Consider the following 19,495-nt stretch of genomic DNA (forward strand, 5'->3'; position numbering starts at 1 on the left):
CCCCTGCATTCACCGCCATGCCATGATGAAACAGCCCAGCGCGGCGATGGCGGTGATGGTGCGGACATGGTTCCACATCACCCAGTCCCTGAGATAGGTGGTCCACATAGCGGCGCCATTGGCGCTGGCCGGATCGACGGCAGCCAAGGCGTTGTTGAGCGGCACGTTGAAGATCATCGTCACGATCGGGTTGCCGACGAGATAGATCAGGGCGCCGGCGAGAAGCCAGAACGCACCCGGTTGGCTCAAGCCGATAAGAGCGCCTGCGGCGAGGACAAGACACACCAGCCCGGTGCCGAAAAGTGCGGTCATGAACATCGGCGTCACCGCAGTGACGTTGATCGAATTCATGGCGGCGATGCCGCCCGCGGCCGGCATGCGGGCGAGGCCCGGCATGACGAAGCTGGAAAAGGCGAAGAAAACACCGCCGACGATGCCTGAACCAAGGGCAGCGACGAAGGTGAGGGTGGGAAGCAGTTTCATGATCATGTCAGTTGCTCCAGATGCCGGTTGAGGTGGTTTCGATTGCATAAGCGGAAAAGTCTTTTGGGGCGCGACCGATTTCCTTGCCCGCAAACGTGAGTAATCCTCATATTTGCAAAACGTGATAAACCCTCGTATTTTACGAGTCAAGCCAATTGTTGGCCAATTCGCCTGGAGACAGTGATGGAAGGCTCGACCGTATCGGGTTCACAGGATGGCCAGATCGCATCGCCGCGCCGGACGCCAAGCCAGCAGCGCAGCCGCGAGCGGGTCGAGCGGATGCTGGCCGCCGCCTCGGCACTGATCGCCGAGCAAGGCAGCGACGCGATGCGCATGGGCGAGGTGGCGAAGAGAGCCGGCGTGTCGATCGGCTCGCTCTATCAGTTCTTGCCGGACAAGCGGGCGATCATCTGGGCGCTGGCCGAGCGCTATACCGCAGAGAGCCAGGCCTGCATTGCGGCGGCACTGGCGGAGGTCAGTGACGCCGAAGGCCTATGCAGGGCGTTTTCGGAACTGGTGGATACCTATTACGCGCTGTTCCTGGCGGAGCCGGTGATGCGCGACATCTGGTCGGGCACGCAGGCCGATAAGGCGCTGCGCGACCTCGAACTTGCCGACAGCCGGGCCAACGCCGAATTCCTCACCGCCGTGCTGAAAAAGCTGCGGCCGTCTGCCGATCCGGCGGCGCTGGAAACGACGGCGTTTCTTATCTGGCAGATGGGCGAGGCCACCATGCGGCTGGCGATCTCGGTCGAGCGGCAAGAGGGCGACAGGCTGGTTGCCGCCTACAAGCGGATGGCGCTGCGGGAACTGGTGGACCGGTAGGGCCGCACCCCGGCAACAAAAAACCCGCCTCGACGGCGGGTTTTCGATGTACGAAAGATCGCTTGGCTTAAAGGCCGAAACCTTCGAAGCGCTTCTTGAACTTCGACAGGCGGCCGCCGCGGTCGAGCAGGGTCTGCTGGCCGCCGGTCCAGGCCGGATGGGTGGTCGGGTCGATATCGAGGTTCATCGTATCGCCTTCCTTGCCCCAGGTCGAACGGGTCATGTATTCGGTGCCGTCGGTCATGACGACCTTGATGGTGTGGTAGTCGGGATGGATGTCGGTCTTCATGGTTCTGTTCCTGGCTTGCCGGGTGCTGCCGACGGGCTAAAGCCTGCGTCGATGCGCCCCTTTTTAAAACTCGAAGCCGCAGCTATTGAGGAGCCACGGCTTCTAAAACGGTCGGCGAGCCTATACATCAGCCGGAATTGAATCACAAGGCCGCGGCAAGCGCATATTGATCGCGCAAACCCCAAAGGGCCAAAGGAAACGGTCATGGCGAACATCAGCGGCGATGCAGACGAGCGCAGGCGCTCGCTGAGACCGCTGCAGCGCCTGTTTCCCTACATCACCCATTACCGCAAAATGGTCATCGGCGCGATCGTCTCGCTGGCCGTCGCGGCGGCGACGACGCTGGCGCTGCCGCTGGCCGTGCGGCGGATGATAGACCACGGCTTTTCCGCTTCGGATTCCAGCTTCATTGCCGAATATTTCGCCATGCTGGTGGTGATGGCCGCCGTGCTGGCGGCGGCGTCAGCCAGCCGCTACTATTTCGTCATCACGCTGGGCGAGCGCGTCGTTGCCGATATCCGCCGCGATGTCTTTGCCCACGTCACGACACTGTCGCCCTCCTTCTTCGACACGGCCCAGTCGGGCGAGATCGTCTCGCGGCTCGCCGCCGACACGACACAGGTCAAATCGGCGGTCGGTGCTACCGCCTCGGTGGCGCTGCGCAACGTCATCCTCGGCCTCGGCGCCGTGGCGATGATGGTCTTCACCAGCCCAAAGCTGTCCGGCCTGGTCATCGCAGCTATTCCGGTGATCGTGCTGCCGCTGGTCGCCTTCGGCCGCTCGGTGCGGCGGAAGTCACGACTGGCACAGGACACGCTGGCCAATGCCACCGCCTATGCCAGCGAGCAGATAGGCGCGGTGCGCACCCTGCAGGCCTTCACCAACGAGAAGCTTGTCACCGGGTATTTTTCATCCGCCGTGGAAGCAGCGTTCGAAGCGGCGCGGGCCTCGATCTTTGCTCGCTCCTTTCTCACCTTCTTCGCCATCTTCATGATCTTTTCCTCGGTGGTGGCGGTGCTTTGGTTCGGCTCGCGCGACGTGCTCGAGGGTACGTTGTCGCCGGGCACGCTCGGCCAATTCCTGCTCTATTCGGTGTTCGCCGCCGGGGCGCTCGGCGCCCTTTCGGAAGTCTGGGGCGAACTTGCCCAGGCAGCGGGCGCTGCCGAACGGCTGACCGAGATCCTGGCCGAAAAGCCCGCGATCCAGGCGCCCACCGATCCGAAACCGCTGCCGGCGAAAGCGAGAGGCGCAATCAGCTTCGACGATGTCTCCTTCTCCTATCCGGCCCGGCCCGACCGCGCCGCCGTCCACGGCCTGAGCTTTCAGGTCAAACCCGGCGAGACGGTGGCGATCGTCGGGCCGTCGGGCGCCGGCAAGAGCACAGTCTTTTCGCTACTTCTGCGCTTCTACGATCCGGAGGCCGGCAGGATCGTCATCGACGGCGTCGATTTGCGCGAGGGCGATCCGGCCGCGATCCGCGCGCGCATCGCCATCGTGCCGCAGGACGTCACCATCTTTGCGGCGAGCGCGCGCGACAATATCGGCTTTGGCCGGCCGGGTGCCAGCCAGGCCGAGATCGAGGCGGCGGCGAAGGACGCGCTTGCCGACGAGTTCATCCTGAGGCTCGAAAAGGGCTATGACAGCCAGGTCGGCGAGCGCGGCGTGACGCTGTCGGGCGGCCAGCGCCAGCGTGTGGCGATCGCCCGCGCCATTTTGCGCGATGCGCCGATCCTTCTGCTCGACGAGGCGACCTCGGCACTAGATGCCGAAAGCGAGACGCTGGTGCAGACGGCGCTGGACCGGCTGATGCAGGGCCGCACCACGATCGTCATCGCCCATCGGCTGGCAACAGTGCTGAAAGCCGATCGCATCCTGGTCATGGATGGCGGCCGCATCGTCGAGGAAGGCACGCATCAGAGCCTGGTCGCCAAGGGCGGCATCTATGCGCGGCTGGCCAAGCTGCAGTTCGAAAGCGGGGCGAATGCTTTCAGGGGCGCGGCGGAGTAGCATCGCTAGCCTGTTCCATCCCGATGAAATCGGGATGAGGCTCCATCTTCTTGTTTGACCATGATCTTTTCCGAAAACCGGCATCCACTTTTCGGGGTCATGGTCCCCAGCGGCCGCCGAGATTCTTCAGCTACCGAAAGCTCGGCGTTTACCGCGTCGATAGGCGATGAACAGTGGAACGCCGACAAGCAACGACAACAAAAGCATGCTGGCGATGGCCTGTCGCTGCTCCTTAGCTGGATCGCTGAGTTGCACATTGGCTGGCGGCTCTTCATAGGTAAAATCGTACTGCCACCGTATTTCGTCTGCGACGTCATCGACGGTTTTCAGGTAGTCGGCGATCGCCTTGGCCGGCACTTCAGTCGCCAGCGTCTGAAAGTTCCATTCAACCTGAAATTGGGTAGGTGTGTTGGACCAGGACACCTTGAGCGACATGTAGGGCGTCACGATGTTTCTCATCGACTCACCGGAGAACCTCGCCTTGAGGTTGCGCACGGTCACCTTGTGACGCCGGTAGAGCCGGGAGCCGAGGGAGATAGGCCCGGTACGGCGGACGATTGTCGGGGTTGCAAGAGAGTTGCCGAGATCGGCCGCGCGGATCGGAAAATTCTTTGCCAGATCGTTGGCCGCCAGCGCCTCCGCCGGCAAGCGATAACTTTCCTTCACGCTCACTATGTTGCCGTCGCGGCGATCCACGACTTCCGGCTTGGCGACGGTTTGGATCCCCGGATATTGCTTGTTGTAATATTTCAGGTAGGTGTCCGACACCTCGCTCAGTGACCGGCTGGCCAAGTTGCCGCGCATCCAATCGGCATCGGCGTCCTCATATGTCGAGAAGACCGTCAGCACGAGGGGATCGCCCGGTTTCCGCGGAAAGTCGAATTCCTCCGCGATCTGGATCGATGGGCTGGTAAGCTCCGGACTCGGCATCTTCTCCAATCCGCCGGTGCTGGAAAGCGGCAGCGCGAAGCCGTAGTCGGGCTGCGCGAGATTGTGCGCCTTGCCTCCCTGAAGATAGTTCGTGGCGTCCAGCCAATATGTCTTTGTTCCGATCCTTGCCTTGACGATGGCATGGTCGAAATCGCGAACCGCCGGCAGATGCTGGTCCAGGGCCCGCCCCTCGTCGAGGTCGGCCAAGGCAACCTCGGCAGCAATGCCAAGCCGCACAAGCGAAGAAACGAGCAGCAGTGCCTTGTCCTTGCAGTCACCAAACCCGCTAAGGATGACCGTCGCGGGGTCACGCGGAATGTGGGAGCCGGCACCCATCGACAGGCTTACATAACGGATCTGGCCCTGTACCAATCGCATTGTCTCGACCATCCGGTCTTCGGGCACTGGATGCCGGAGAGCGATGTCGTCAAGCTTTGCGGCGAATGCCGAGGGAAAAACGGTCGCTGGCTTGTAATAGGGCGCAACAGCATCGACCACACTTTGCCAATTCGCGGTCGACGCAACATCGATAGAGCCCCAGCCTGGATACGTCACGGGCAGGTTTTCTTCGACATTGACCGGTTTCGGATTTGGAATTTCCCACAGATAGGTCGTGTCCGGCCCTGTCGAGGAGATCGCAGGTTTGAGTTGGGTTCCCCTTGCCTTGATCTCGAGCGGCTGGCCCGAAGGCCAAATGATGCTTGTGCGGATCAGCGCCACCGGCTCTTCCCATTCGGCGGAGAAGTTCTTGAAGAAAAGATCCTTACCGACGAGCGGCGTTATCTCATAGGTCGATCCGTAGTCGACGATGTCGCCGGCGCGCACGTCATCGATGTTGACATGGGCCGTCAGCCAGCCATCGAAGACGCCTTTCTCGGCGTCTCTTTCCCTGCGGAAGATATCGAATTCGACGTCTCCCAGCCGGTCCAAAACGGCGCCATCGCGGATGATGTGAAGATGGTTGAGCGTAACCTTGTGCCGGGACGGATCGAACTGCAGATCGATACTTGCGCCCCGATCGAGGCCGGGACGGTCGACGATTTTATAGACGGTGCGCGAGTACTCGACATAGCCGCCGGCGCGATACTTGATCTGATCGTCCGAGAGCAGCCATGAAACGCCATTCTTGATTTGATCCGATCGGGTGGGATCGGCAGCCGGAATATCAACCTGCTTTACCCAGCTTTCTGCCGGACCCTTGAGAACCATGTCGTCGGACATGGCGGGAGAACTCAGGCCGATCAATAAGATGAAAAATACCAGGCGGGGCCAGAAAGACTTCACCCTACGAAAACTGTAACAGGCAGACATCTATGCGCGCCCAACTTGCAAGAAGTCCTTTTTCAGAGGCTTTCCCACCAAAGTAAAGGCCCGTTTCGGGATTTCTGCAGTCTCCTCAGCAAGAACCACTAATAGACGAAGGGGCTCAGTTCCCGTACCGCTTCTTCAGGTGATCGGTGAAATGCACGGCATTGAGCTTTTCGCCGGTGGCGCGTTCGAGCAGTTCCGGCGTCGACCAGCGCGAGCCTTGCGACCAGATCCTTTTGCGGCGCCAGTCGTTGATCGCGGCGAAATCTCCCCTGGCAAGGTCTTCGTCGGCTGAAGGATGATCTCGCGTCAGCGCCGCCCATTGCTGCGCCGCCATCATGGCGCCCAGCGTATAGGAGGGGAAATAGCCGAAGGCCGCACCCGGCCAGTGGACGTCCTGCATCGGACCATCAGCCGGATTGCCCGATGTCGACAGGCCAAGATAATCGCGCATCTTGGCATCCCAGGCTTCGGGCAGGTCGGCTGCTTCCAGCCGTCCCGAGACAAGCTCCTGTTCCAGCTCGTAGCGCAGGATGACATGCAGCGGATAGGTCACCTCGTCGGCGTCGACGCGGATCAGGCCGCGCTCGACCCGGTGCACATGCGGCAGGATGTCGTCGATCGTCCAGCTCTCACCAAGGTGCCTTTCGACCACCGGCAGCGCCCAGCGCCAGAACTCCGGGTTGCGGCCAATCTGCTTTTCGACGAACAGGCTCTGGCTCTCATGGACGGCCATGCCGCGCGCTCTGCCGAGCGGCCAGTGCGCCCATGCCTTCGGCAGGTTCTGCTCGTACAGCGCATGGCCGGTCTCGTGCAGCACGCCCATCAGCGCCGACAGGAAATCCGAGGTCTTGTAGCGGGTGGTGATGCGCACGTCGCTCGGCACGCCGCCGCAGAACGGATGGTGCGAGACCGACAGCGAACCATGGGTGAGATCGAAGCCGACCGCTGCCATCATGGCGAGGCCGAGTTCGCGTTGCTTGTCGATCGGGTAGCTGCCCGATAGCGGCTTCAGCGGACGCCTCGCCAGCCGCGCCTCCTGCACCGCCAGCGCCTCCGGCACGAAGCCTTTCAGGAATGCCTTCAACTCGGCAAACACCGGCGTGATGTCGGCGGCGCGGTTACCGGGGTCATACTGCTCCATCAGCGCGTCGTAGGGCTCGAGCCCGAGCACCTCGGCGCGAAGTGCTGCCTCCTCGCGCACCAGCGCCACGACGCCTTCCAGCGCCGGCAGGAAGCCAGTCCAGTCGTTCTTGGCGCGCAGGTCGCGCCAGAGCTGCTCCGAGCGCATGCGCGCGGTCGTCTGGCGCTCGACGAACTCGACCGGCAGGCAGGTCAGGTTGGTGTATTGCCGGCGGAATTCCCTGACCGCGGCTTGCTGCTCTTGGTTCAGCGCTTCCCGCTCGGCCGCCGCGATCCAGTCGGCGATCTCGGGCGCAGTCGCTCGGGCGTGGTGCATGCCGGCCAGCGCCGACATCGCCTCTGCGCGTTTCTCGCCGCCGCCGACCGCCATATGGGTCGCCTCGTCGGCGCCGAGGATGGCGAGCGCATGTTCCAGCGCTTCGAGCTTGTGGCCGAGGTCGTCGAGTTTTTGAAAGGACATGGTGGGGTTCCGCTGATTTGACGGCGGGAAAAGATACCAATGCAAAAGTGTTGGCAACCCCTGAAGGCCGTCTGCGATCGACGCATTGATTGCCGGCTGCAACGGCCGAAAGGCATCTTGCGGAAGCGGCGGCGCGCGTGATCAATGTCGTCTGGCGGCGGCAGACCGCGATGGGAAGACGAAACATGATCGCCAATGTGCTGGTCGGGCTGGTGGCCGTGATCCACCTCTACATCGTCTATCTGGAGATGGTGCTGTGGGACACGCCGCGCGGCCACATGGCGTTCAAGCTGACGCCGGAATTCGCCAGTGTCTCGAAAGTGCTTGCGGCCAATCAGGGGCTTTACAACGGCTTTCTCGCAGCCGGGCTGATCTGGGGGCTTTACCTCGGCGAAGCCGGTTTCCAGTTCAAAGTCTTCTTCCTGCTCTGCGTCGCCGTCGCCGGCCTTTACGGCGCGGCGACGGTGGGCCGTAAAATCCTGTTCATCCAGACAGTGCCGGCGGCAGTTGCCTTGATCGTACTTTGGCTCGGCTGGTGAAGGCTTGACTGGTGAAAAAGCCAGCTCTTCCTTTTCAGCCGTTCGGATAGTATCCGCCATCGGCGCCATCGCCGATCAGGGAGTTACTGCCGGTGGACGTGCGGAGTTTCTGGCTCAGGTCGTCGACCTGGTGCAGCAGTTGCTGATACTGCCTGACCGGCATCGTGCCATGTCCCGCGGCAGCCGTCCTTTGCGCGACACGGCTGATATGAGCGGCCCGCATCTGCAAGCTGTGCGCCTCGGCCGGCGTGATCTTGTTCACCTGCCTGGCGGCGGCAATGCCGTCATCCAGGCTCTGGACCTGATCGATCAAGCCAGCCACGCGCGGGCTGTATACGGCGCTCGACGCCGCGTAGGCGCCGGAAAACGGGGCTGTCACGAGAAATGCGGTGAACGTTGCAGTCCTCAGAGCAGTGGGAGCGAAGAAGCGCATGATTGCGTCTCCTTTTACCGAGGAAGGCGGTGATTGGGCTGTCCTGCCTTCCGGCCGCGGGCCGTCAGGTTCCGTCGCGTCGCGATGAACGGTTCCACCGCCGGCGGTTCTCGGCCCACGACCAAGGCTAAAAGGCGATGGCGGCAAAGTGTAATTAAAAAAAGGTAATCTTTTTCAGGCCTTGCCGGTGCCGCACCGGTGCCCTAAATGCCGCCGACGTGAGCCGGCTCGATCCGGTGCATGTTGCTTGCGAGCCAAAGGGTTGCAGATCACCGTTCGGTGAGCTTCAGCTCGATGCGGCGGTTCTTGTTGCGCGCCTCTTCGGTATCGGCGGGGTCGAGCGGCTGGAATTCGCCGAAGCCGGCCGCGACCAGCCGGTTGGCCGGCACGCCGTTCTCGATCAGGAACTTGACCACCGATGTCGAGCGCGCCGTCGACAATTCCCAATTGTCGCGGTAGCGGCCGGTGCCGGAGAGCGGCTTGTTATCGGTGTGGCCGTCGACGCGCAGCACCCAGTTGATCTCCGGCGGGATCTCTTTCTGCAATTCGATGATGGCGTCGGCGAGCTTTTTCATCTCGACCTTGCCGGCATCGTTGATCACTTCGGAGCCGGTCGGGAAAAGCACCTCCGACTGAAAGACGAAGCGGTCGCCGACGATGCGAATGTTCTCGCGGTCGGCGAGGATTTCGCGCAGCCGGCCAAAGAAGTCGGAGCGGTAGCGGTTCAACTCCTGCACCCGTTGCGCCAGCGCGACGTTCAGGCGGCGGCCGAGATCGGCGATCTTGGTGTTGGATTCGCGGTCGCGCGTTTCGGACACGTTGAGCGCTTCTTCGAGCGCTCCGATCTGCCTGCGCAGCGCCGCGATCTGCTGGTTGAGGATCTCGACCTGGCTCAGCGCCTGCTGGCTGATCTGGCGCTGGCTGTCGAGTTCGCCGGAAAGTGAAGTCGCGCGCTGGTTGGCCGCGTCGCCGGCACCCGCACCTTGCGCCAGCAATTGCTCGAGCCGGCTCTTTTCAGCCTCTGACGCCGACAGCGACGCCTGCAAATTGGCGAGCGAATCTTCCTTGTCCTGCGTCGTCGAGCGCTCCAGCGCCAGAAGCTGGGTCAACTCATTGATCTGGGAATTGAGGCGGTTGAGCACCGTGTCCTTGCCGGAGATCTCGCGACCGAGCAGGAACTGCGCCAGCACGAAAACCGTGAGCAGGAACATGATCGCCAACAGCAGCGTCGACAGCGCATCGACGAAGCCCGGCCAGTAATCGATGCGACGGTCGGAGCGCCGGCCTCGCGCCAACGCCACGTCAGTGCACTCCAGGCTTCTTCAAGGCGTCGGCGATTTTCTCCAAGGTGTTGCGCATCGCCTTCTGCTCGTCGGACTGGGCCTCGACCCAGTCGCGCATGATCTGCTGCTCCGAGCGCATGTTCTTGACCAGGCCGGAAATGCCGTCGGCGAGATTGGCCATGGCGGTGGCGACGCGCGGATTGGAGCCGCCGCCATTCTCCTGCAGGGTGCGCAGCTTTTCCGACAACAGCCGGATTTCATCGGAGGGTTCGGTCTTGGCCGCGTCGGCAACGACGATGTCGGAGGACAGGTCGGTGACCGAGGACAGCCAATTCTCGAGCTCGGTGTAGAAGCGCGTCTGGGCACGGCCGGCCTGCAGGTCGAGGAAGCCGAGCACCAGCGAGCCGGAGAGACCGAACAGCGACGACGAGAAGGCGGTGCCCATGCCGGCCAACGGGGCGGAAAGCCCCTGCTTCAGGGATTCGAGCACGGCCGCTGCATCGCCGGTGCCGGGATCGAGCGACTCGATGGTTTCGCGGATCGAGCCGATCGTGTTGAGCAGGCCCCAGAAGGTGCCTAGCAGGCCGAGGAACACCAGCAGCCCGACAAGGTAGCGCGAGGTGTCGCGGGTTTCGTCGAGGCGGGTGGCGATCGAATCCAGCATGGTGCGCATCGAACTGGTCGAGAAGGCAATCGTCGACGAGCGGCCGATCATCGCCTTCATCGGCGCCAGCAGCACCGGTTCGGTGGTTTCGGAACCGGCGCGGAACGAGTTGACCCAGCGCACCTCGCGGAACAGCCGGCCGACCTGGACGAAGGCCAGCAGGATGCCAACCGCCAGCACCCCGACGATCAGGCCGTTGAGGCCGGGATTGGTGACGAAGGCGGTCGAAATCTGGCGGGTCAGGATGGCGGCGATAAAGGCCACGATAAACAGAAAGATCACCATGGTCAGGAGAAAGACCTGCGGGCTCGACAATTTGTGCGGGTCGTAGATCAGAACGTCGGAGCGCCTGCCCATGCCGAAGGATCTGAGAAAAGTCATCCGTGCCCCGTTTCCGATGCCGTCGCCGCCGATCACGTTGTGTTCGCGACTCTAAACGGAATTGTGACGAAATTGAATGGCGCTTGGCAATATTGCGACCCGTTCGCGCCCGGCGGTCAGAATCGGTTGATGACCAGGCAGTCGACCATGGCGGCCAGATGCAGCCCGGCGCCGGTAACGACAAAGCCGTGCCACAGCGCATTGTGGAAGCGCAGGCCTTTCCAGGTGAAGAAGATCACGCCACAGGAATAGACGATGCCGCCGGCAACGATAAGCGCGATCGATGTCGCCGGCAGCGTCCGTACGAGCGGCTCCACCAGAACGATGCCGCTCCAGCCGATGGCGAGATAGAAGACGATCGCCAGCCGGTCGAAACGGCCGGGAAGAAAGACCTTGATGGCGATGCCGACCGCCGCGGCAATCCAGACCAGGACGATCATCGAAACAGCCAGCGGCGAGCCGCCGAGCTGGGCGAGGAAAGGCGTGTAGGTCGCAGCGATAAGCAGGTAGATCGCCGCGTGGTCGAAACGCCGCAATATCCATTTCGCCGGCGACGACACCGGCCAGAGATTGTAGGCCAGCGAAACCGACAGCACGGTGAGCAGCGAGACCACATAGAACGCGGCAGCGACATATTCGCCGGGGCCGGTTCGAAAGGCGGCCAGTGCCAGCAGCGTCGAGCCGGCAGCGATCGCCAGTACGATGCCCACGGCGTGGACGATGCCGTCGGCGATGATCTCGGCGCGCGAGTAATGCCAGCGCCCCATGAAGGGGATGTCGATCTGGGATAGTTCGCTCCGGGATTTGGGCTGGCTGTTCGTCATCGATGATCCTGCGTCGCCTTATCTGGGCGGCCGCGGGACAGTATTTCAAGCTTTGGTTGCCGTTTTGCGACTGCGGCGCTTCAGCGCGGTGCGCCTGTATTAGCGCGGAGTGACTGGCTTCTTCACCGTCTTCAACAGCGCGCGCTGCATGAGTTCGTTGCCGGCAACGACCGAACCGGCGGTCAGCATCTCCTGGCCGCCGGCGAAATCGGAAACGAAGCCGCCCGCCTCGCGGATCAGCAACATGCCGGCGGCGATGTCCCAGGCCGACAGGCCGATTTCCCAAAAACCGTCCATGCGGCCGGCGGCGACGTAGGCGAGATCGAGCGAGGCGGAGCCGAAACTACGCACGCCCGAGACCTCGGCCATGACATTGCGCAACTCGACAAGGAAATTGCCGTGCTGGCCACGTCCGAGATGCGGCATGCCGCAGCCGATCACCGCATCGACCAGCTTGGTGCGGCCGGCGACGCGCAACCGGCGGTCGTTCATGAAGGCGCCGCCGCCACGCTCGGCGGTGTAGAGCTCGTCCATCGCCGGATTGTAGATGACGCCGGCGACGATCTGGCCTTGGCGCTCCAGCGCGATCGAGATCGCGAAGAACGGAATGCCGTGCAGGAAATTGGTGGTGCCGTCGAGCGGATCGACGATCCAGCGATGCTGGCCGTCGTCGCCCTCGATCACGCCGCGTTCCTCCATTAGGAAAGCGTAGCCGGGCCGCGCCTTCGACAGTTCGGCAAAGACGATGTCTTCCGCCTTGCGGTCGGCCTGGCTGACATAGTCGCCCGGTCCCTTCATCGAAACCTGCAGGTTCTGCACTTCGCCGAAGTCGCGCGACAGCGAGCGGCCGGCCTTCATAGCGGCCTGGACCATGACATTGAGGATCGCGGAACGCGCCATTGCTCTTCTTCCTGCCGCTGCGCCTATTTGCTTTGACGCATGATCTTATCCAAAAAGTCTGCAACCTTTTGGGATCATGCCTTAGTCGGCGCGGCGCACGTAAGTGATTTCGTTGGTATCGACGATGATGCGCTCGCCCGAGCCGATGAAGGGCGGCACCAGCACGCGGATGCCGTTCTCGAGTATCGCCGGCTTGTAGGACGAGGCTGCCGTCTGGCCCCTCACCACCGGGTCAGCTTCGGTGATGGTCAGCGTCACTTGGTCGGGCAGCGAAATGCCGATCGGCCTTTCGTCGTAGAGCTGGACCGTCACCATCATGCCGTCCTGCAGGAAGGCGGCGCGATCGCCGACGAACTCCTTTTGCAATTCGAGCTGCTCGTAGCTTTCGGTGTCCATGAACACCAAAGCGTCGCCCTGCTCGTAGAGGAAGGAAAAATCCTTCAGATCGAGCCGGATCTGCTCGACTGTCTCGGCCGAGCGGAAGCGTTCATTGAGCTTGGTGCCGTTGATGAGGTTCTTCAGTTCGACCTGGTTGTAGGCGCCGCCCTTGCCGGGCTTGACGGTGTTGGTCCTGACCGCCACCCAAAGGCCGCCATCATGCTCGATGACGTTGCCGGGACGGATTTCGTTGCCATTGATCTTGGCCATGGTGGTGTGATCCGGAAATGAGATGACCGCCGCGAAGGCGATTTGGCGCCTCCAAGACCACAAATCGCCAGGAGAGGCAAGGAGCGCCTTCCGATGAAGCGGGAACGAAGCTGGCCCGGCAGCGCGGCGCGGCAGCCTCAGTCCGTCCCGACGATGGCGGTCACGGCCTCGGTCACGGCGTCGGCCACCTTAGACAAAAGATGCAGGTGCGGCGAACGCAAGACGACAATTCGCAGCGACAGCTCGAGGCCGGGAGCGTCGACCAGGGCAATGCCCTCCGGCAGCTTTTCCTGCAGCAGCCGCTTGGGCAGCAGGCCAAGGCCTTGGCCTCGACGAACCCAGTCGATCTGCAGCGCGCTGTCCTGAATCTCGGCGCCGACCATCAGCCTGTGGCCGCCCTCGGCAAGGGCAGCCGCCAGCCGCCGGCGCGCGTCGCAAGGCTCAGGGCTGAGGACCCAGGGCGTGGTCCTGACATCGGCTTGCCGGCAGGTGTTTTCGGCAGCGATGATGCCGAGAGGCTCGGTTCCAACGACGCCGTCGCCAGCTTTGGAATTGCTGCCGTCCAGGATGAAAGCGAGGTCGAGCTGTCCGCGCTTATGCTGGTCGGCCAACTCAATACTCCAGCCGCTCTTCAGACGCAGCGAAACCTTCGGAAACCGCGCGACGGCATCAGCAATGGCGGCGGCCACGGCTTTGTCGCAAAGTCCATGCGCGAGGCCGAGCCGCAGCAGACCCTCCGGCTCGTTACCCTTGGCGAATAATCTCAGCGCGTCGACGGCGGCGAGAATGTCCTTGCCGCGTGCCAGCACCTCGACTCCGGCCGGAGTCAGTCGCGACGGCTTTAGCCGGCGGTCGAGTAATTCCGTGCCGAGCATCTCCTCCAGCCGCTGGATCTGGCGGGTGACGGCCGGCTGCGTCAACGGCAGGCGTCGAGCCACCTTCTGAATCGAACCCTCCTCGGCAAAGAGGGCCAGCGTTTTCAGTTCTTCGAGCATGAGACACCTACATGTTACAGAGGCATAATTATTCTGAACATTATGAATTTGAAATCGGGCGCATGGCAAGCGATTTTTCCTCCAGCAGGGCCAGCAGGAAAGGAACAACGATGAAAGCGATCGAACTGCAAAACCCGGGCGGCCTCGAGAACCTCAGAATGGTCGAGCGGCCGATGCCTGAACCAGGGCGCCAGGAGATGATTGTCAAGGTCAAGGCCACGGCGCTGAACTATCGCGATGCCGAGATCGTCCGCGGCAGCTATCACACGAAGTTTGCATTGCCGCTGGTGCCGCTTTCGGACGGCGTCGGCGAAGTCATTGCCATCGGCGCCGAGGTCAGCCGGTTCAAGATCGGCGACCGGGTCTGTGGCACGTTCTGGCAGCGCTGGGTCGGTGGCAGTTTCGCAATGGCCGAGCCCTCCTATCAACGCGGCGGCCCGATCGATGGACTGCTCAGCGAATTTGCCCGGCTCGACGAACAGGCGGCGGTGCTGGCGCCAGCCAATCTGAGCGACGTCGAGGCGGCGACGCTGCCATGCGCCGGCGTGACGGCATGGCATGCGCTGTTTACGGAAGGCAGTGTGAAGCCTGGCGAAACCGTGCTTTGCCTCGGCACCGGCGGCGTTTCGCTGTTTGCGATGCAGTTCGCCGCGGCTGCTGGGGCGCGCGTCATCGTGACGTCGAGCAGCGACGACAAGCTTGCACGGGCAAAGCAACTTGGCGCGCAGGATGGCGTGAACTATCGCACCGATCCCGACTGGGCATCGGCCGTGCTGGGATTGACCGATGGCCGCGGCGCCGACCATATCATCGAGGTTGGCGGACCGCAGAGTTTCGCACAATCGCTGAGGGCAGCGGCGCGCGGCGCCCAGATCAACGTCATCGGCTATCTGGGCGGCAGTGATGGCGCGATCAACCCGCTCGATATCTTCCGCCGGCAGGTCAGAGCGCGAGGCATACCGGTGGGCTCACGCGAATCCTTCGAGGCGATGAACCGCGCCATTGTCGTCAACCGGTTGAGACCGGTGATCGACCGGGTCGTGCCGTGGAGCCGGGCTGCCGAAGCCTTTTGGTACCTTGAACACGGCTCGCCCTTCGGCAAGGTCGTCCTCGATCACACGCAATGAGCCCGGGCTGACGAAGTCCGGGTGCAATGAATCGCGAGATCGCGGTCAGGGCAGGCGGTTGGCCCGTTGCAGCGCCTGCCGCGTCTGCTCGTCGGTCAGGCCCTGCAGGAAATCGTCCATCTGCTGGTCGATGAGCCCGGCGCGGCGGGCGACAACATACCAGGCGCCGGCGAGGATCAGATCCGGATCGGTGCCGATGCCGTTCATGTAGAGCTTGGCGAGACGGTTCTGGGCGGCGACATTGCCGCCTTCTGCGGCCTGCTTCATCCAGCTGAAACCGGATTTCAGGTCGCGGGCGCCGCCGCGCCCCTCGATCATCCAGGTGGCGAGATCGATCTGTGCCGTATCGTAGTTCTGCCGCGCGGCCTGTGCCAGCAGGCCGCGGGCGCGGACATCGTCGCGCGGCTTGCCGCCGGCGCCATTGGCGTAGACCTGTGCCATCGCATACTGTGCGTCGGCAAGCCCGGTCGCGGCAGCGCGCTCGTAATAGGATATGGCTTTGGCAATACCGGCATCGCCGGGCTCCTGTTCGACCATCAGCTGCGCAAAATTGAACTGCGCCAGGCGGTTGCCGGCCTCGGCGGCGGCCTGCATCAGCGCATAGGCCTCCTTCTCGTCCTTTTTGACGTAGCGGCCGTCGAGCAGCATCAGCGCATACTGGAATTGCGATTCCGGAATGCCCTGCTCGGCGGCAAGCGCATACCACTTCGCCGCCGCCGCCGCGTCGATCGGCACACCGAGGCCACGCGACAATATCTCGGCCACCAGCGTCTGTGCCGCCGGATCGCCGTTTTGAGCCCGGGAAAGCGCAAGGTTGTAGGCCGTCTTGTAGAGGCCGCGCTGAAACGCGCCGTAGGCGGCGTCCGACGGTTTTGCCCCGAAGCGCTCGGGGTTTATGGTGTCGGCCGACGGTAACGGGGCCATGGTGGCGGGCTGCGGCAATTGTGCGGCGATCGGCTTGTCGGCAGGTTCGCTGGAATCCGGCCTGGGCTGCGGCAGCGGAACGGTCTCCGCCGCTGGGGCCTGGGTCACGGCCATTGCAAGCAACGCACCGAAAAGGATCGTCCGCGAGAGCACGTCAGTCCTCGAAGCGCGGCGCGGTTTCGTCGAGCAGCGCGTTGGCGGCGGCGACCGCCGTCTTCGGGTCGACACCATCGGCAAAGACGGCGCTGGACAGCGCCACGAATTCGGCGCCGGTGGCGGCGACCGCTTCCACCGAGGCAAGGTCGGATCCGGCCATGACGATGCAAGGGATCTGGATCACGTCCGCCCACCATTGCCCTAGCGACAGGTTGCGGGGGTGCGGCTCTGGCTTGTTGTCGTAGCCGAAGCGGCCGAAGAAAATATAATCGGGCCTCATCTCGCCGAGTTCCAGGGCGTCGTCGCGGGTCTTGGCGCCGCCGGTGCCGACCATCATCTTGGCCTGGAAGTGTCCGATCGTTTCGGCGAGCTCGTCCTTGCCGACCTCGACATGGATGCCGTCGGCCTGAACGCGGCCGGCGATGCGGGTGTCGCCGGCAATGATGACGGCAACGCCGGCCGCTTGCGCCACCGGCACGATCCGCTCGGCAAAGGCCTGGAAAGAGGCCTCGTCCATGCCGTTTACCGGCAGGATGAGCGAGGCGACGTCACCGCCGTCGAAGGCCGCCGCAATGTGCTCGGCCGGCACGTTCGGCGGCGCGATCAGCACGATACGGCAGCGGTTGGGGGGCGTTGCGTCATTCATTGAGTTCGATCCCGGTTATCGCCTATGCCGGGCGAAGATGGTTGCATTGCGGCATAGAGCAAAGTGCAGGAATTGAACAGACGGCAGGGGGATCACGATTGCCGTCAACAATTCTATCGGGCTTGGCGCGTGACTGCCGTTGGCCGAAATTCTCCTCGCTTGGTCGCTTGCGGGCTCTAGGCAGGCACTTTCGATTTCCATAGCGACCAGCCGAGGTTCATGCCGGCCGCGGCGACCAAGATGGCGGCGGCGCCGACGATCTGGGCCGGATGCAGCCGGTGGCCGAAAGCGACGACATCGACCAGGATCGCGACCACAGGGTAGATAAAAGACAGCGATCCCTGCAAATGCGTCGGCAGCTTCTGAATGGCGCCGTACATGAGGATGTACATCAGACCGGTATGGACGATGCCGAGTGTCGCCAGCATGACCCAGCTCTGCGCATCGGCGGGAAGGTGGGTGAGATTGGCGAACGGCGCCAGCATGAGAACGCCGACGCAGACCTGGATCAGGGCGATCAGGTGCGGCGGCGTGCCTTTGAGTTTCTTGGTGACGATAGCCGCAACGGCCCAGAAGAAAGCCGCAGCCAGCGCCATCGCGATGCCGGTAAAGTAATCCGCGCCGTGATCACCTGCAGCGGGGCCAGCATCGGGTGCGGCCTGCACGATCAGCAGCATGCCGGCGAAGGCGATGCCAAGCCAGGTCAGCTTGATCATCGTCAGCCGTTCGGAGAAGAAGAGCGCACCAAAGCCGACCAGCATGAAGGGCTGCGTGTTGTAGACAGCCGTGGCAATCGAGATCGACGCGCGGGAAAACGCGCTGAACAGCAGCAGCCAGTTGATAACGATGGCAGCACCGCCGAGAGCCGCGATCGCGACAATGCGAAGCGACAGCCTGCCGCGCAGCAGTCCCAGCGCCGCGCAGATGATCAGCAGCGTTACCGCACCAAAGGCGCAGCGCCAGAACACCACGTCCATGATGGGTTGACCGGAAAGGACGACGAACCAGCCGATTGTGCCGAGGATCGCCATCGCCGCCGTCATTTCGATCGTGCCGCGTACCGTGTTGTCCATAGATGCTCCTGAAAGCCTGTTGAAATTTTTATAATCTCGCAGTGGATCGGGCCTTTCTATGATTTATGGCCGGTGATATGCAGAATGAACCTCATTAAATTAGGTCAACATCGCCTTTTCCTTGGAATTGTAAAATGCTGGACGAGCTGGACAGAAAGCTCCTCGATATCCTGGTCAAGGATTCGCGGACCTCACTGAAGGAACTGGCGCTGCAGGTCGGGCTGTCGTCGCCAAGCGTTTCAGAGCGGCTTCGGCGGCTTGAGGATCGCGGCGTCATCCGCGCGTTCACCATCGACATCGATCCGCAGGCGCTCGGCTACACCTTGCAAGCGATCGTTCGCATCCGGCCGTTGCCGGGCAAGCTGCACATCGTCCAGAAGCTGATCGAGGAAACCCCGGAATTCGGCGAATGCGACAAGGTGACGGGCGATGACTGCTTCGTCGCCCGGCTGTTCGTCCGCTCGATCGGCGAGCTCGACCGGATTCTCGACCGTATCGCTGACAAGGCCGAAACCAGCACCGCTATCATCAAGGCGCAGCCGATCCGGAGGCGCCCGCCGCCGCTCGACATGCCAAACATGTGACGGGCTCCGCTGGCGTGGCCCACATATTTGCGGTCGCGGCCTGACCATTTCTGGTCTATTCCAGAGTTCAACTTTCCCTCCAGCCTCCTTTCCCCCATGTCAGGCCTGCTCGTCGATCCCTGGTTCTATGCCGCGGCCATTCCGGCCGTTATCCTCGTCGGCCTGTCGAAAGGCGGCTTCGGCGGCGCCGTCGGCTTTGTCGGCGTGCCATTGATGGCGCTGACCATGCCGCCGGTTCAGGCTGCCGCAATTCTTCTGCCAATTCTGTGCCTGATGGACATTGTCTCGGTATGGACATGGTGGGGTATCTTCGACCGCAAGATGCTGGTCGACATGATGCCGGGTGCCGTGGCCGGCATCGCCCTCGGCTGGCTGACGGCGGCGCTTGTTACCGAAGAGATGGTGCGGCTGATCGTCGGCGCGGTCGCCCTGATCTTCGTGCTACGCTGGATTTATGTGCAGATCCGCCATGGGGCGACACATTCCGCGCAGCCCAACCGCGTCGCCGCCGGCTTCTGGGGTGCCGTCGCCGGTTTCACCAGCTTCGTCGCCCATGTCGGCGGCCCGCCGTTTCAGGTCTATGCGCTGCCGATCAGGCTCGATCCGAAGGTGCTGTCGGGCACCGCGGCGATCTTTTTCGCCGTGACCAATGCGCTGAAGCTCATCCCCTACTTTGCGCTCGGCCAGTTCGACACCACCAACCTGACCGCGTCGGCGGTGCTGATGCCGCTAGCGCCGCTGTCGACCATCGCCGGCGCCTGGCTGGTGCGGCGGATGCGGCCGGAGCTGTTCTATCCCTTCACCTATGCGACCGTGGCGGTCGTCGCGGTCAAGCTTCTGTGGGACGGCATCGCCGGCCTTTTATAAGACGGC

The 19,495-nt window shown here is 62.9% G+C and carries 20 protein-coding genes; 6 read left to right on the forward strand and 14 right to left on the reverse strand.

Going from position 1 to position 19,495, the window contains the following annotated elements; all coding sequences use genetic code 11:
* Window positions 1-9 precede the first annotated feature (9 nt).
* Window positions 10-489, reverse strand: a complete 480-nt coding sequence (locus NKI85_RS01275) for an anthrone oxygenase family protein (protein ID WP_352522885.1) — start codon at window positions 487-489, stop codon at window positions 10-12.
* A gap of 177 nt (window positions 490-666) precedes the next feature.
* Here NKI85_RS01275 and NKI85_RS01280 point away from each other — a divergent pair, with 177 nt between their 5' ends.
* Window positions 667-1,308 (forward strand): TetR/AcrR family transcriptional regulator, encoded by a 642-nt coding sequence (locus NKI85_RS01280; RefSeq protein WP_352522884.1) that lies wholly within the window; start codon window positions 667-669, stop codon window positions 1,306-1,308.
* A gap of 67 nt (window positions 1,309-1,375) precedes the next feature.
* On the opposite strand, the gene rpmE is transcribed toward NKI85_RS01280, so the two are convergent.
* Window positions 1,376-1,597 (reverse strand): 50S ribosomal protein L31, encoded by a 222-nt coding sequence (gene rpmE / locus NKI85_RS01285; RefSeq protein WP_006327661.1) that lies wholly within the window; start codon window positions 1,595-1,597, stop codon window positions 1,376-1,378.
* Between the two features lie 204 nt (window positions 1,598-1,801).
* Between rpmE and NKI85_RS01290 the strand changes: the two genes are divergently transcribed.
* The gene (locus NKI85_RS01290; RefSeq protein WP_352522883.1) at window positions 1,802-3,604 is read left to right on the forward strand and encodes an ABC transporter transmembrane domain-containing protein; all 1,803 of its coding nucleotides are present in this window, start codon (window positions 1,802-1,804) and stop codon (window positions 3,602-3,604) included.
* 126 nt (window positions 3,605-3,730) lie between these two features.
* Here NKI85_RS01290 and NKI85_RS01295 read toward each other — a convergent pair whose 3' ends face one another.
* Together NKI85_RS01295 and NKI85_RS01300 are read right to left on the reverse strand one after the other, a co-directional pair.
* Window positions 3,731-5,755 (reverse strand): DUF3857 domain-containing protein, encoded by a 2,025-nt coding sequence (locus NKI85_RS01295; RefSeq protein ID WP_352775413.1) that lies wholly within the window; start codon window positions 5,753-5,755, stop codon window positions 3,731-3,733.
* Window positions 5,756-5,960: 205 nt separating this feature from the next.
* Window positions 5,961-7,445 (reverse strand): carboxypeptidase M32, encoded by a 1,485-nt coding sequence (locus NKI85_RS01300; protein ID WP_352522881.1) that lies wholly within the window; start codon window positions 7,443-7,445, stop codon window positions 5,961-5,963.
* 185 nt (window positions 7,446-7,630) lie between these two features.
* On the opposite strand from NKI85_RS01300, the gene NKI85_RS01305 reads away from it, so the two are divergent.
* A complete protein-coding gene (locus NKI85_RS01305; protein WP_352775595.1) occupies window positions 7,631-7,984 on the forward strand; it encodes a DUF1304 domain-containing protein in 354 nt (117 codons plus the stop codon).
* A gap of 34 nt (window positions 7,985-8,018) precedes the next feature.
* Here the strand turns inward: NKI85_RS01305 and NKI85_RS01310 are convergent, their stop codons facing one another.
* The 7 genes from NKI85_RS01310 to NKI85_RS01340 all read right to left on the reverse strand — a co-directional run bounded on the left by NKI85_RS01310 (window position 8,019) and on the right by NKI85_RS01340 (window position 14,112).
* Window positions 8,019-8,417, reverse strand: a complete 399-nt coding sequence (locus NKI85_RS01310) for a hypothetical protein (RefSeq protein WP_352775416.1) — start codon at window positions 8,415-8,417, stop codon at window positions 8,019-8,021.
* Window positions 8,418-8,686: 269 nt separating this feature from the next.
* A complete protein-coding gene (locus NKI85_RS01315; protein WP_352775419.1) occupies window positions 8,687-9,718 on the reverse strand; it encodes a peptidoglycan -binding protein in 1,032 nt (343 codons plus the stop codon).
* A 1-nt stretch (window position 9,719) separates the two neighbouring features.
* Window positions 9,720-10,745, reverse strand: a complete 1,026-nt coding sequence (locus NKI85_RS01320) for a MotA/TolQ/ExbB proton channel family protein (protein WP_352522878.1) — start codon at window positions 10,743-10,745, stop codon at window positions 9,720-9,722.
* A 116-nt stretch (window positions 10,746-10,861) separates the two neighbouring features.
* Window positions 10,862-11,569, reverse strand: a complete 708-nt coding sequence (gene trhA / locus NKI85_RS01325) for a PAQR family membrane homeostasis protein TrhA (protein ID WP_352522877.1) — start codon at window positions 11,567-11,569, stop codon at window positions 10,862-10,864.
* Window positions 11,570-11,668: 99 nt separating this feature from the next.
* Window positions 11,669-12,469, reverse strand: a complete 801-nt coding sequence (locus NKI85_RS01330; RefSeq protein WP_352522876.1) for an inositol monophosphatase family protein — start codon at window positions 12,467-12,469, stop codon at window positions 11,669-11,671.
* An 81-nt stretch (window positions 12,470-12,550) separates the two neighbouring features.
* Window positions 12,551-13,117 carry an elongation factor P gene (efp, locus tag NKI85_RS01335; RefSeq protein WP_023678016.1) on the reverse strand — a complete coding sequence of 189 codons (567 nt, stop codon included), beginning with the start codon at window positions 13,115-13,117 and terminating at the stop codon, window positions 12,551-12,553.
* Between the two features lie 137 nt (window positions 13,118-13,254).
* Window positions 13,255-14,112, reverse strand: coding sequence for a LysR family transcriptional regulator (locus tag NKI85_RS01340; protein WP_352522875.1), 858 nt, complete (start codon window positions 14,110-14,112; stop codon window positions 13,255-13,257).
* 110 nt (window positions 14,113-14,222) lie between these two features.
* On the opposite strand from NKI85_RS01340, the gene NKI85_RS01345 reads away from it, so the two are divergent.
* On the forward strand, window positions 14,223-15,239 hold the full coding sequence (locus NKI85_RS01345; RefSeq protein WP_352775424.1) for a zinc-dependent alcohol dehydrogenase family protein: 1,017 nt from the start codon (window positions 14,223-14,225) through the stop codon (window positions 15,237-15,239).
* A 45-nt stretch (window positions 15,240-15,284) separates the two neighbouring features.
* Here the strand turns inward: NKI85_RS01345 and NKI85_RS01350 are convergent, their stop codons facing one another.
* The 3 genes from NKI85_RS01350 to NKI85_RS01360 all read right to left on the reverse strand — a co-directional run bounded on the left by NKI85_RS01350 (window position 15,285) and on the right by NKI85_RS01360 (window position 18,038).
* Entirely contained in the window at window positions 15,285-16,277 is a 993-nt protein-coding gene (locus tag NKI85_RS01350; protein ID WP_352775427.1) for a tetratricopeptide repeat protein, read from the reverse strand.
* Between the two features lie 40 nt (window positions 16,278-16,317).
* Complete coding sequence (locus tag NKI85_RS01355) at window positions 16,318-16,965, reverse strand: thiamine phosphate synthase (RefSeq protein ID WP_352775430.1); 648 nt, start codon at window positions 16,963-16,965, stop codon at window positions 16,318-16,320.
* Between the two features lie 176 nt (window positions 16,966-17,141).
* Window positions 17,142-18,038, reverse strand: coding sequence for a DMT family transporter (locus NKI85_RS01360; protein WP_352775433.1), 897 nt, complete (start codon window positions 18,036-18,038; stop codon window positions 17,142-17,144).
* 134 nt (window positions 18,039-18,172) lie between these two features.
* Between NKI85_RS01360 and NKI85_RS01365 the strand changes: the two genes are divergently transcribed.
* Window positions 18,173-18,622, forward strand: a complete 450-nt coding sequence (locus NKI85_RS01365; protein WP_352775436.1) for an Lrp/AsnC family transcriptional regulator — start codon at window positions 18,173-18,175, stop codon at window positions 18,620-18,622.
* A 96-nt stretch (window positions 18,623-18,718) separates the two neighbouring features.
* Window positions 18,719-19,489, forward strand: coding sequence for a sulfite exporter TauE/SafE family protein (locus NKI85_RS01370; protein ID WP_352775438.1), 771 nt, complete (start codon window positions 18,719-18,721; stop codon window positions 19,487-19,489).
* Window positions 19,490-19,495: the final 6 nt, after the last annotated feature.

Source organism: Mesorhizobium sp. M0571 (assembly GCF_040320985.1).
In the GTDB taxonomy this organism is placed as follows: Bacteria; Pseudomonadota; Alphaproteobacteria; order Rhizobiales; family Rhizobiaceae; genus Mesorhizobium.